We start from the raw sequence: 12,757 nt of genomic DNA, 5'->3' as shown, positions 1-12,757 counted from the left end.
CGAAGATCTCTTTGCAATGGCAACCCCTATCCTCCAGGCAGCCCCGGAGAAATATTCCGGTTAAAAATTTGAGTGCTGTAATCTATCCGTTATTTATTAAGGTATGATTGTTAACTTGACCATTTTACTGGATCCCTCGGACAAGCCGAGGCACGTAGGACAGGAGCTAGCGCGTAGAGGTTGGAGCTAGGCACGCAGACAAAAGGTAAGCTGTGTCTTCTTACGTGCCTAACTCCATCCCTACAAACCCCGACGTGCCTCGACTTGTCCGAGGCATCCAGTAAAATGAGCAAATTAATATATATATATCCATAAACAACTAATGATATTCTTGATATTGAGTCCAAAACTCGATAACTAGGAAGAAAAATGAAATCATTTTACGTCTATATCATAGCAAGTAAACGTAATGGCACCTTATACACCGGTTCAACATCTGATCTAATTAAGCGTATTTGGGAACATAAAAATCAGGTAATACCAGGATTTACAGCCAAATATAATGTACATATGTTGGTCTATTACGAAATGCATGAAACCTATGTCGAGGCTGCTTGCCGTGAGAAACGCTTTAAAAATTGGCCTAGACAATGGAAATTAAATTTGATCGAAAAAATGAATCCTGCCTGGGACGATTTATATGAAATGATTTGTTCTTAGGAAGATCTGGATGCCTCGGACAAGCCGAGGCACGTAGGTAGAAAGGTACGGTTTTTCCCAGCTAGCCCAACCTTACGTACCTTGCTTCAACCTTACGTACCTTGCTTCAACCTTACGCACCTTGCTCTAACCTCTACGTACCTAGCTCCTTTCCTACGTGCCTAGCTCCTTTCCTACGTGCCTCGGCTTGTCCGAGGCATCCAGCCTTTCGTTATATTTTGTTAAAGCTAGGCTCAGCTATTCCTTTAAAGGGAGTTTTTACTGCAAATAAGCTACCTGATAAAGGATAATTTTTTAACATACCATCATCCAACCCCATGCGTGCAGAGGTAATGTATAAGGTGGAGAGAGACGAATCACCAAAAGCTATGCTGGTGGGCCGAGGTATGGGCAATTCAATTGTCATTACCTTCTTTCCGGTTATATCATAGCGATTAACGCAATAACCATCCCACATTGCAAGCCATATAAAACCCTCTTCATCGACTGTTAAACCATCGGGTAAACCTTCTTCAGCAGGAATTTCGATAAAATTTTCTCGATTGCTAATTTCACCTGTTTGCAAATTAAAATGATAGCGATACATTGTATGAGCCATCGAATCTACGAAATACATAAATTTATTATCAGGACTAAATCCAATTCCATTCGATAGGATAAAACCCAAATCCATCGGTTTAAAGGCTAAATCCGCAGTTAATTGAAAGAGAATCCCAACGGGAGATTGCCAATCTTTTGCTGCAGTCCCAGACCAAAATCGGCCCCAACGATCGCATTTTCCATCATTAAAAATGACTGCTTGCTCTGCATAAGGATTGGCAATAGGTTCTAAATGACCCGTGTTAAAGTCTAAAAAGGCATACCCTTGCTCTGCAGTAATTAATAAAACCCCAGGCAAATATAAGGCTATACTTGTAACAATTTGATTTAGAACAACAAATTTATCTTTTTTTGTTCGCGGATTAAAACAGTGTACGGCAGGTTGCATGCAGTCTAACCAATATAAAACACCCTCTTCCTTTGACCATAAAGGACTTTCACCAAGAATAGCCTGGGAGGAATAAATTACACGGGGCTTTAAATTATTCATAATAACCAACCTAACATAGCTCAAATTGTAGTCCTACAAATAATTCAAGCTATCAGATAAGAATTAAAAAATATTAGTCAGGGTTTCAACCCCTTTTGTTGCATTGCCGGCAGTGTAAGAATGAGCACCGCTTCCTGCAAGTTTTCCTTGGTCTACAATTAGATATTCTTCGCGAATAGGTGTTTTTGCGAAATAAGCCTCCAGTATTTCTCGAACACCTGCAGCATATCGAGCCTGCGCAGAAAGTGATGTTCCAGAAATATGGGGTGTCATACCATGATGAGGCATATGTCGCCAAGGATGATCTTTGGGAGCTGGCTGAGGAAACCACACATCTCCAGCATAACCCGCTAATTGACCGGTTTCTAATGCCTTGACAACAGCATCACGATCACAAATTTTCCCACGCGCCGTATTAATGAGATAAGTACCTTTTTTCATGCTATGAATAAGGTTTTCATTAAAAAGATTTTCTGTCTCAGGATGTAGTGGACAGCATAAACATACAACATCGCATTGCGAGACCATAAACTCTACTGAATGATGATAAGTGGCATTCAGCTCATGTTCCATGGCTGCAGACAAACGATGTCTATCGGTATAATGCATTTTCACGTCAAAAGGTTTCAAACGCTTCATCGTTGCCATCCCTATTCGGCCTGCCCCAACGATTCCTACGCTCATACCTTCAACATCATAAGATCTTGAAACACAATCAGCAATATTCCATCCATCATGAACAACCCATTGATAAGAAGGGATATAGTTACGAACCAAGGTTAAAACCAGCATTACATTATGCTCAGCCACACTAATGCTATTGCAATAGGTCACTTCGGCAACAGTGATACCCTTCGACATCGCTGCTTGCAAATCGACGTGATCTGAGCCAATCCCAGCTGTGATTGCCAATTTCAAACGTTTCGCTTTAGCCATACGCTCTTCTGTGAGATAAGCAGGCCAAAATGGTTGTGAAATCACAATTTCGGCATCCATCAACTCTTGTTCAAAACATGAGTTTAACCCATCTTTGTCGGATGTAACGATAAGCGTATGTCCTTGCTGCTCTAAAAAACGGCGAAGCCCTAATTCACCCGAGACAGAACCCAATAAATGTCCAGGCGTGAAGTCAATGGCTTTAGGGGTGGGTAAGGTCTGACCATTGGGATAAAAATTAATTTTTGGAAGAGAATCTCTTGCATAAGAGGTTGGGTAACCATCCACGGGATCCTCATAAAGCACACAAAGTACTTTTGCCATACACTGTCCTTGTAATGACTGAATAAAAGGATCCCCAGATTACAATAAGAAAATTTATTAATAAAGTTTTAAGACAAGTCTTTCTTTAATCAGGACTCGGTGCATCCGGCCTCTTTCCAGGCTTTTCTCACTAGCTTTAGTAGTACCTGGCAGCAACCTTTCCCCCAATTTTCCCAACTCATCTATCTCCTTACATAAAGTTCAGAGGGGGCTAATTTAAGTCTAGTGCATACAGCTATTTTTGACTGTTAAGATTAAGTAATAAGCAGATGAGGATTAATAGGGATAAATAACCAAAGTGTGAGATAAGTCCGGATATGACCTGGCTAATCCGGACCAGGATGATTTATTACAAAATCAGAGTTTCTGCCTGTGAGAAATTATTTGTAAGCGATTTGGATTCTGAATTCTCAAGGATACCGCCAAATAGTGTGTCAGAACTGCTACCAGGTTTGGCCGTTTGCTCAAGCTCAATTAACCGCTTGAGTTCTGCCTGAAATGCTCCTTCGGAATCCAATAGCTTTTGTTCTTTTTCGGTCGGTAAAAATTTCGGGTCAACTGCACGAATTTCACGCATATTACGTAACTTACCCATATAATCCAGTCCCATACCAACAATAAAGTCTTTGCTAGACAACTCAAATAACGGGAATTCAGGTTTGTAGTCCTTTTCCCTTTTTTGTACTTTGTCTACTAAAACGATTAAAGAAATTTCTTCAGGTCCAAATGTTTTTAACAATTCTCTAACTTTGAGATAAGTTTTCCCTGTATCACATACATCATCAACTATAAATACAATACGTCCACCCAAGTGAATTTTTGGCATCGAGCCAATTATTAACTCACCAGAGCTCATTTTATTTCCATAGCTACTTGCTTGCATGGTCGTGTAATCATATTCATAACCACGTTCAATCAACGCATTTTGTAAAAGGCTTGCGAAAGGCAGTGCACCATCCATTAAACTAATTAAGACAGGGTTTGAATTGGGATATTTTTGAATAAGCTTTTCAGCAAACATCTCTGTACGCTTTTTGATAGTAGCCTCTGTAAGAGCATCTCCTCTTCCATCAAAGTGATCTTCATCAATCTCTCTAACTGGGGGGGCATTTTCCCATATTCTTTTTGCTACCGTACTTTTTAATTCCCGAATTTCCCGCAAGCTCTTAAGAATCTCTGCTTTCACAATACACCTCATGTGTTGAAATTAAAATTTGCGAGCGGATTGTCGTGTAGGTGAAGAAAAAAAGCAAGTGGAGCTAATGAAGCGCAATACGTTGAATAATTTTATAATTCTTATTAGTTATTTCGATCTCATAGAGTACTGATTTCAATTTTTTAGCGTAATAATTCAACAACTACGGTTTCCTCTAAATAGTGGGTATCATCAAGTAATTCTTTATTATCTGGATAAAAATAAACAGCAACTGCAATTACCCAGGGAGAGTAGTTATGCTTTTTTTCGGCTAGAATTTTTTGAGCGATAACTTCATCAGTTTCTTTGAAATGAGCTGTTTTTTCATTAACGAGTAAGGATTTTTCAAAAACAGAGGTTATTTTATTTAACTTTTGCTTTTGCAATAAAAATTCAATGTTTTCAATCAAGTATAGATAATAATCACTTTGCTTCTGCTCCACTATACGCAATAAATCATAAATATTATGAATAGGATTAATGAAGTGTAAGTAGCAAATAATTAATGTTAGCTCCTTGAATTTTTCATTATTTAATGCGGAAATTAAATGAGAATTGCTGCAAGAATTTGTTAATTCAAGAATATTTCCAAGCTTATCTGAACGTTCCATAATCATATTACGAATGATCTTTTTATTTTGACTGGAAAAGTTTATTCTAATTAAAAATGGAACAATAATATCATGGTACTTATTGTTTTCATGAAAGATATCAATCAAATATTCTTTAGATTTTCTAGATTTGGATTTAGTTAATATATGAATAAGAACGGATAAATTAATACCATCAATTGACTTAATTTCATGCAACCAATAGTCACTATAGTTTGCCAAACATTCTCTAACATTATTTGCATATTTATTCTTCTTCAATTGCGAAAAAAGATAAGGCAGAAAATCAGGGGATTTAAGTGACTTAATCGCATTAATGAGATGATTTCTAACACGAGCGTTTTTGGTATTTAAGAGGGGCATTATACTGGAAACAATTTCCTTATTGAGTGGGCTAGCCCCTAGTTTAGCAATCAAATTTAAACCCTCTACTTTATCATCGTGAGACGAGGAAAGTAATTTATTAGGAATTAAATTAATACATACACGAACAACCGCTAGATCCTTATTATCTAAGCCCCCACTGATACAAGAGGTTAATAAATCACTCCGGTTATAACTTTTACAATAATGAAGACAATTTAAAAAATCATTTTTATTGAGCTTTGAGAGCAACATAGCTGCCCTACACTGTAGGGCGTCATCATCACTGCGCTTAAATAACGATCGGCCATGGTAGAGATACTCTTCCCATGAGTTTTCCCGAGCCTTGTCCATAATAAACAAAACAATATTTCCAGGAGGATTCTTTTCTAGTAAATCCAGAAAATACTTTCGGGAAAAATCACGATTTAATTGATAAATGTACTGCACGGAAAAAAAAGAATCTTTCTTATTAAATACTTCAATTTTCTCTTTAATAGTACGCTCAATCATTTTATCGTTTATTACAAATGATGACTTTTCATTAAAAAGAGAGTATTTAACCAACATCTTGTAAACATAAGAATAATACTTTTTATTGGCCTCTATAATAAATTTCACCCAAACAACTGACAGAATACCCAATGTTATCGATAGCAATTTAAAAATATGCTCATGAGGAATCATGAAATAAAATAAAATAAAAAACCCAACGAACAACTGTCCCATTGGCGCAAAAAATCCTTTCGCTTTTGCATGAACTTTCAAACGCTTTTCTGGATTAACAACTTGCATCATTGCAAAATAATAAGGTTCATAAGTAGATAATTTTATCCCTTCAAAAAGAACGATATACAAACACAGGAAATAGAGGTAATCATGAGAGGGATCAATAAAGAAGAACATCAACATGCTCATAAAAATAAAAATCGGCAGTATTAATAATATATTTTTCAATCCTAATTTTTTTTCTATCTTTGCACTTAATATTACTTTAAACAGCAAGGCTAACAACCGACCAAAAAACAATAATCCACCTAGAAACTGGGCAAAATTATCAGTATATTTATTACTTACCTTAACCTCACCTAAAAAGAAAAACTCGCTTAAACCCACCCCCATTGCACAAAAAAAGCCTAATCTGCAAATAGAAGATATTAACTTTTTCTCTTCTGCCGCTATCGTGTTTTCCCTACGATGATCTTTTTGTAAAATATGATGTTCATGGAACACTATTTTTTCATGATTGCTCTTAAGCATTAATCGAAGAAAAATGTTAGCTATAACAAAAGAGATCATACTAAATAGAAGCAATGATTCTAACGCGATAACACCAGCCAGTAATCCCGCAAGAGCATATCCCACTAACTTGGAAATTAAATCACCACTACTCATTAATGGAAACAGTCGCTTACTTTCTCTGACATTGAAGGTTTGTGAAGCCACCCCCCAAAAACTCATATTATTCGAAAAATAGATGATATAATAACTCGCAAAAACAGCGATTATTATTGAATCGTAATGATAGTGCAAAGCAAAGTAAAAAAGACCGAGACTGACTGCTGAGAACGACAAGACAATATAATAAGTATTACCAACACCAAATTGATGTTCAATATTTTTATAAAAATAATTTGCAGTAATAACTAAAAAACTTGCAGCAATAAAAACAATATATAAATTAAAAACAGACACTTCGTGGATAAATATAGCACTAATAGCAATGAAAAATATTGATAATGCCACCCCCGAAAAGAATTGAATAACGGTCATGAATGCGACCACCTTAAATTCATAATCCTCTACTTCAAATAAATTCAATCTTTTTTTAACTTTCATAAGGATCAATTTCACGGTTCATTGTATTACATAAACTTTTTTTTAACTGAGAAATCAGCTTATTTTGCTTCATTAATCGGGTACACAGTGTTTGAATAATTCCCTTCAGGATTGACACATCTGTCTCAAGTAACTCATAAAATTGCCACTGATTAAGTTTCAGTAAAACGCTATCTTCAATGGCCGTTGCAGATGCCGTTCTACTTTCACTTGAAAGTAGCGACATTTCTCCGAAAAAATCCTCTGCTGTCAGGCGGGCTAACTCATTTTCTTCATCATGAATACTAATTAATCCTTCTTTTATAAGATATAAATTATTTCCTTTATCTCCTTTGTGAAAAATTTCATGACCTTTGTTAACAAACTCCTCTTTAATCACCTCAGCTATACTTACTAACCGCTCCTCTGAGAGGTCAGCAAATAAATCAACCGATTTTAAAAGAAAAACCTTTTCTATAATCAGCATGATAGGTGCTATCCCAATTAAATATCAAAAACTTGTCCTTGACTAATAAAGCCTAGAAATCCATCTTCTTTGGCATGTGGTAAAGCAATATTTGAATAACCGTACAACCACATTTTTTGTTTTATTTCGCTGTCTAATGTTCGTAATTCCTCATAGCGAGCATGTTGTCCACTATTGTTGCCGATTTCACAATCTTGAAAAATAATATTGGCTTGCCGATAAATTTTTGATAAATGCTCCGGAGAAAATCGCGAATCAGTAGTTATGAAAATTTTATTTGTTTCAGTATGAATATATAACCCATAGCTTGGAACATATTGCCCGTTATCTAACATATGAAAAGTTTTAATTAACTCCAATTGATTACCATCAAAAATAAAGCGGTGGTCTAGAATTTTTTTAACATTAAAATAGGTATCAAGTTGTGCTTGCTTATCCTCTAATGAAGACATTCCTGCTGACAATGCATTCTGCCAAAGTTTCGTGATGAGATCCTGGCTAATATATAGTGTTACACGACGGTTTTCTTGAAAAAATGTAGAAAATCCAAGCCATTCGAGTCCTCCAATGTGGTCAGAATGCAAATGGCTGATATAAACGGCATCAATGCTGTTATGTGAGTATCCTTGGGCATAAAGAGAATGGCGAATATCTGTTCCACAATCAATTAGCAATCTATTGCCATTATTGCCCTCAATGAGCATATTCGCTTGAAAGGTATCTTTACCAACTGCCATAAAGGAAAAAACCCCCAAAAATAATAACTTCATTCATTATCCTTTTCAGAGTGTAAAGTGCACTCAAGCAACACATTTATATGAGTATAGGCTGGTAAATAATAAATAGTGAAATTGAGGCTTTATTTTTTCCACTGATAAACTTTTTGTCCGTCAATGACATCCGTTGTTTCATTAAAACCCTGACTATTTTTAAGAGGTTCGATTGCTGATGCCGCAATATTTATCGTATTGGGCTTAGCATATTTTTGCATATGCCCGGCAATGTCGATAATTCGATCACTTACTTGTTCGAGCGGCGTTTCATCATCCAGATAAACAAATCCCGTATTAATTCCACAGCGAATTTGGAAATCTCGTTTAATCATCTTGTCTTCTTTATTAAATTTTTCCAATTTTTTAAATAAACTGGATGCGGTACTCACCGCATCATCCACCGTACGAAAACAACTCATGATACCATCCGGTGTCATAGCAAATTTTACAACACCATGTTCTTGTAAACTTTCGTTGACCAATTCGTTATAGCGTTCAAATGCTAAAGCGACAATATATTTATCCTCATCTTGTTTCATGCCCGTGGAATCTACAACATCAATTGATAAAAATGCTAATTGTTGCCCCATTTCATCTAATTTTGATTTTAGGGTCGCAAATTGTTTCAGTATTTTTTTTCTATCACTTGGTTGTTGAATCGACAGGCCCTCCCAGGCTGTAACTTTTTCATTTTCACCGGAATTTATTCCTTCTATTTTCATCTTTATGGAGTCAGGAATTTCAACCGGGCTATTTTTCTTATTAGAATATTTTTTTCTTCGCAATTTCTCCTCGATTACAAAAATTTGACTCGCTATAATTTGTAATATGACAGCCAAAATTAATGATGAAAAATCGACATTCTTATAGCGATAAGGTATCAGCTTTATCATTTCATTTTTTACTGGGTATACTGTTTTTTTTACGCCATTATTTAACTTATTTAAGGCAGGATATCTTTCTATATTGGTTATAAATTGTGCGACAAATGAAATCAGTAGTAATACAATTATCAGATTTTTAATCCATCTTAACGCTATTAAAAAATATAACCCTAGTTTTATTAAGGACATTTCATCACCCACTTTCTAGCTTTAGGCAAACTGTACTTTGACAAAGTTATAATAGAGTTTATGAACTTTTCTACAAATTCGCCAAGTCTACCAACCCGGCTGTATATGCTTGTGAATGAATTATAGTTGACATTAGCATTTTTAATGCCTCAATCCGGCTACCTAAAACAATACTATTGCTCTTAACGTCCCGGCTTTTGCTGGACTTAATTGGGAACTTTGTCCAGGATTAGGAATATAAGAGAATGCTGGTTCAAGATAGACGAATTTGAGTAGTTGTGCCTGATAATAAACTTGAAACATTAATTCTCTTTTTCGATTCGTGATCCGCTGATTTAACCACGCTAAAGAGAGTCCTGCCCCCAGAGAATCTCCTTCTCTATTAGCCACTAACCCAAATGCAGTTAAGCCTGCACCAATGGATTGTTTCATTGCCAACACACTAGAATCGCTAATTCCATATTGGTAAAACCCTGAAATACCACTTGTACCTCGCCCCGGATGTCTATACCACAGTCGTTGAGAACCAAATAAATATGCTCCCGTCGAACCTCGTTCGGCCAATCTTCCCTGCTGAATAAGCCCAGTTTGATGCCACAATCCAATTCCAACAGTTCCTGGTTTGTTATCTTGACCTAAAAGCCAAGCGCCTCCCGTTTCTCCTACTTGAAAGTAATTGCCATTGAATGTTGGGCCCGATAGTCCTGTTTGTTTTCCATGCGCCAAATTTCCATCGTAAATACCATAAGAGGCATACCAGGATTTAGTCGGGGTAAAGGTTGCTGTAAGACCATAAGCAGTATTGGTATACCCCGGCATTAGACCTGTTACTGCCGGATTAATAAAAACTGGGGTATAAATCAAGCTTGTTACAGCATAAATATTGGGATCAGCGCGACTTAACTGGACCGGTTTTACGACTTTGTTAAAATCCAAAGTGGTAATGGTTTTACTGAGTCGAAGAAAGAAAGCATCGTCAAATAAGGCTTGTCTATACCAAAGCGCATAGAGCTCTGAGCGATTATAAGGGGGAACATCAGGTAATGAGTTGTATCCTTGTATTACCCCCGCTTGACCATTTGTATTTTGTGCATTTTGTTGCAGAAATTGAGCGCTGAAAAGCCCTCCTTTCGATCCATTGAAACGCTCCATATCAATGGTTAAATCCAAAATTCCTGCACTAATTGAAGTGGATTTTTTGGCTTCTTCTATTCCACCTCCGAATAGGCGGTTAGTATCTCCAATCCAGGCACCTTGAACTGAGATACCATGATTGAGGATACTCAAAAAGCGAATAAGACCATTCTTAACAGCTCCTCCTTAGACTCAAATTCCTTAACGATGCTGTCACAAAAAGGGCAAACTCAACTCACCCCTCCTACTCATGGAAGATATTTTAGGATCGTAGTAGGGTCAACCAACAAACAGGCACCTGACCTGCTCACAAATTGGGTAGATATTGTTCTTAACAAAACCTATCTTATAAACCAAGACCAACTCGTACCAGCAATACTCATGTCAGGAGCAGGTTGTTGAAATTCTATGGGTCGACTGGATGCCTCGGACAAGCCGAGGCACGTAGGCAACTGTCATGAACAGATACTACCTATTGAACTTTTAAATGCTCTGGAAGAAAGCCTCCTGCCTGCATTTCCCACATTTTGGTATAGTGACCATTTAACTTAATCAATTGCTCCTGCGTTGCATCTTCAATAATCTGTCCATTATCAAACACTAAAATTCTATCCATTTCGGAAAGTGTAGATAGTCGATGAGCAATAACGATAGTGGTTTTTCCCTGCATCAAATTATGTAAAGCATCTTGGATATATTTTTCAGTCACAGAATCAAGTGCCGAGGTTGCCTCATCTAAAATGAGGATTGGCGCATTTTTTAATATCGCGCGGGCAATAGCAATCCGTTGACGTTGCCCCCCAGATAATTTTATCCCACGTTCCCCTACCATTGATTGGTACCCGTCATTGAGTTGGCTTATAAACTCATGACAATGCGCTTTTTTTGATGCTTCAATCACTTCTTCATCGCTAGCGTTTGATGAGCCATAACGTATGTTTTCCATTAATGTACGGTGAAACAAAGAAATATCCTGAGGAATTAGGGCAATATTTTGGCGCAGAGATTCTTGAGTCACTTTATTAATCGGTTGGTTATCAATCGTAATAGTGCCTGATTCAACATCGTATAGCCTCAACATTAGGTTCACGAAAGTACTTTTTCCACTTCCCGAAAATCCTACCAATCCTACTTTTTGTCCAGGATGAATAAGAATCGTCTTATTTTTAAATAATCGCGCTCCTTCCTCATAATGAAAACTCACCTCTTTAAATTGAATTTCTCCTTGAGTTATCACCAGAGGTTTTGCATCGTCAGCGTCAGTAATATCATGAGAAGCATTGATAATAGACAGCGCCTGTCTACATTTACCCACCTGCTCTGAGAAGGAAACGAATTGTCCTGCTATAAACCAAAGATTCCATAAAATGCTGATAGATAACGTAATAATAAAACTGAAATCGCCTACAGTAACCAAATCCTGACTATACATTCTCCCTAACATCCAGAGATTGACCCCAAGCAGGACAACAATGCTTAAATCCCACCACATTCGCATATGAATAATCTTGGCTTGCATTTTCCTGTCTTTTTGGACTGCATCAACAATGGATTTATTGATAAATTCATTTTCAAAACGATGACTTGCAAACAGTCGAACATTAACAATATTACTGATGCTATCGACCATTCTTCCCACCAAAGAACTACGTGCTTCGGCAAAAACATGAGAAAGATTTTCTATAGGTCTTAAAAATAAAAACGTGATGAGCAAAAACGTAGCAACCCAAGCCAATAAAGTAAAAGCAAACAAAGGATGAATAAACAACAACGTGCCAATTGCAATGATAAGTCCCAGTGATTGGGCGTAAACATCATCAACGATAGTAAGGATATCAATAATACCACCCTGCATATCCACAATTTTATTAATCAAACTTCCTGCAAAATTATTTTGGAAATAATGATGAGAATGCAGATTTAAGTAGGCAAACATCTTGGACATAACATCCTGCCTAAGACCAGGAAACAATTTAAGTTTGACCCAGTCTAATAGACGCATATCAAGACATAATCCTATCCAAAGCGCTACGTACAGAAAAATATAGGGTTTCATTATCGCAAAAGCAGATAATTTATCTCCCTGTGAATTAACTGCCTCATCAATAATCACTTTGAGGAGATAGGGAAGCAGAGTATTGGTAATTGCCCAAAACAGTGCTACGAAGGCAAAAATGGTCAGATAAAATTTATAAGGTTTGAGAAGACTTACAATAAATTGTGTTACAGATTGATGCTTTTTGTTTGTCATACCCAAACCAACACGTTTAAACGGTTTGTATTATATAACTAA

The 12,757-nt window shown here is 36.7% G+C and carries 11 protein-coding genes; 2 read left to right on the top strand and 9 right to left on the bottom strand.

The annotated features are described in order from the left end of the window. The first annotated feature begins 369 nt into the window (after window positions 1-369). On the top strand, window positions 370-660 hold the full coding sequence (locus LHA_RS06230; protein WP_045105778.1) for a GIY-YIG nuclease family protein: 291 nt from the start codon (window positions 370-372) through the stop codon (window positions 658-660). A gap of 211 nt (window positions 661-871) precedes the next feature. Here the strand turns inward: LHA_RS06230 and LHA_RS06225 are convergent, their stop codons facing one another. The 8 genes from LHA_RS06225 to LHA_RS06190 all read right to left on the bottom strand — a co-directional run bounded on the left by LHA_RS06225 (window position 872) and on the right by LHA_RS06190 (window position 10,617). Further along, window positions 872-1,750 carry an SMP-30/gluconolactonase/LRE family protein gene (locus tag LHA_RS06225; RefSeq protein ID WP_045105777.1) on the bottom strand — a complete coding sequence of 293 codons (879 nt, stop codon included), beginning with the start codon at window positions 1,748-1,750 and terminating at the stop codon, window positions 872-874. Window positions 1,751-1,813: 63 nt separating this feature from the next. Further along, on the bottom strand, window positions 1,814-3,010 hold the full coding sequence (locus LHA_RS06220) for an NAD-dependent formate dehydrogenase (RefSeq protein WP_045105776.1): 1,197 nt from the start codon (window positions 3,008-3,010) through the stop codon (window positions 1,814-1,816). A gap of 349 nt (window positions 3,011-3,359) precedes the next feature. Next, window positions 3,360-4,196, bottom strand: coding sequence for a phosphoribosyltransferase (locus LHA_RS06215; protein WP_045105775.1), 837 nt, complete (start codon window positions 4,194-4,196; stop codon window positions 3,360-3,362). 152 nt (window positions 4,197-4,348) lie between these two features. Continuing rightward, complete coding sequence (locus LHA_RS06210) at window positions 4,349-6,952, bottom strand: MFS transporter (RefSeq protein ID WP_231861988.1); 2,604 nt, start codon at window positions 6,950-6,952, stop codon at window positions 4,349-4,351. Between the two features lie 55 nt (window positions 6,953-7,007). Next, window positions 7,008-7,484, bottom strand: coding sequence for a cyclic nucleotide-binding domain-containing protein (locus LHA_RS06205; protein WP_045105773.1), 477 nt, complete (start codon window positions 7,482-7,484; stop codon window positions 7,008-7,010). Window positions 7,485-7,501: 17 nt separating this feature from the next. Further along, window positions 7,502-8,254 (bottom strand): MBL fold metallo-hydrolase, encoded by a 753-nt coding sequence (locus LHA_RS06200; protein ID WP_045105772.1) that lies wholly within the window; start codon window positions 8,252-8,254, stop codon window positions 7,502-7,504. A gap of 89 nt (window positions 8,255-8,343) precedes the next feature. After that, window positions 8,344-9,342 carry an adenylate/guanylate cyclase domain-containing protein gene (locus tag LHA_RS15970; RefSeq protein WP_052673609.1) on the bottom strand — a complete coding sequence of 333 codons (999 nt, stop codon included), beginning with the start codon at window positions 9,340-9,342 and terminating at the stop codon, window positions 8,344-8,346. Between the two features lie 150 nt (window positions 9,343-9,492). Then, window positions 9,493-10,617, bottom strand: coding sequence for a carbohydrate porin (locus LHA_RS06190; RefSeq protein ID WP_231861987.1), 1,125 nt, complete (start codon window positions 10,615-10,617; stop codon window positions 9,493-9,495). Here LHA_RS06190 and LHA_RS06185 point away from each other — a divergent pair. Next, a complete protein-coding gene (locus tag LHA_RS06185; RefSeq protein ID WP_231861986.1) occupies window positions 10,600-10,866 on the top strand; it encodes a hypothetical protein in 267 nt (88 codons plus the stop codon). The genes LHA_RS06190 and LHA_RS06185 overlap by 18 nt on opposite strands. Window positions 10,867-10,936: 70 nt before the next feature. Here the strand turns inward: LHA_RS06185 and LHA_RS06180 are convergent, their stop codons facing one another. Further along, window positions 10,937-12,715: an ABC transporter ATP-binding protein gene (locus tag LHA_RS06180; RefSeq protein ID WP_045105771.1), complete on the bottom strand. Its 1,779-nt coding sequence runs from the start codon at window positions 12,713-12,715 to the stop codon at window positions 10,937-10,939. Window positions 12,716-12,757 lie beyond the last annotated feature (42 nt).

Source organism: Legionella hackeliae, from assembly GCF_000953655.1.
Classification (GTDB): domain Bacteria; phylum Pseudomonadota; class Gammaproteobacteria; order Legionellales; family Legionellaceae; genus Tatlockia; species Tatlockia hackeliae.
The sequence above is the reverse complement of the archived record's forward strand: the minus strand, read 5'-3'. Positions and strand labels throughout refer to the sequence as shown.

What these genes read in the sequence shown, in the direction of transcription:
- LHA_RS06210 (WP_231861988.1), bottom strand. Translation starts at nt 6,952, where the DNA reads ATGACCGTTATTCAATTCTTTTCGGGGGTGGCATTATCAATATTTTTC.
- LHA_RS06225 (WP_045105777.1), bottom strand. Translation starts at nt 1,750, where the DNA reads ATGAATAATTTAAAGCCCCGTGTAATTTATTCCTCCCAGGCTATTCTT.
- LHA_RS06220 (WP_045105776.1), bottom strand. Translation starts at nt 3,010, where the DNA reads ATGGCAAAAGTACTTTGTGTGCTTTATGAGGATCCCGTGGATGGTTAC.
- LHA_RS06205 (WP_045105773.1), bottom strand. Translation starts at nt 7,484, where the DNA reads ATGCTGATTATAGAAAAGGTTTTTCTTTTAAAATCGGTTGATTTATTT.
- LHA_RS06185 (WP_231861986.1), top strand. Translation starts at nt 10,600, where the DNA reads ATGATTGAGGATACTCAAAAAGCGAATAAGACCATTCTTAACAGCTCC.
- LHA_RS06180 (WP_045105771.1), bottom strand. Translation starts at nt 12,715, where the DNA reads ATGACAAACAAAAAGCATCAATCTGTAACACAATTTATTGTAAGTCTT.
- LHA_RS06230 (WP_045105778.1), top strand. Translation starts at nt 370, where the DNA reads ATGAAATCATTTTACGTCTATATCATAGCAAGTAAACGTAATGGCACC.
- LHA_RS06200 (WP_045105772.1), bottom strand. Translation starts at nt 8,254, where the DNA reads ATGAAGTTATTATTTTTGGGGGTTTTTTCCTTTATGGCAGTTGGTAAA.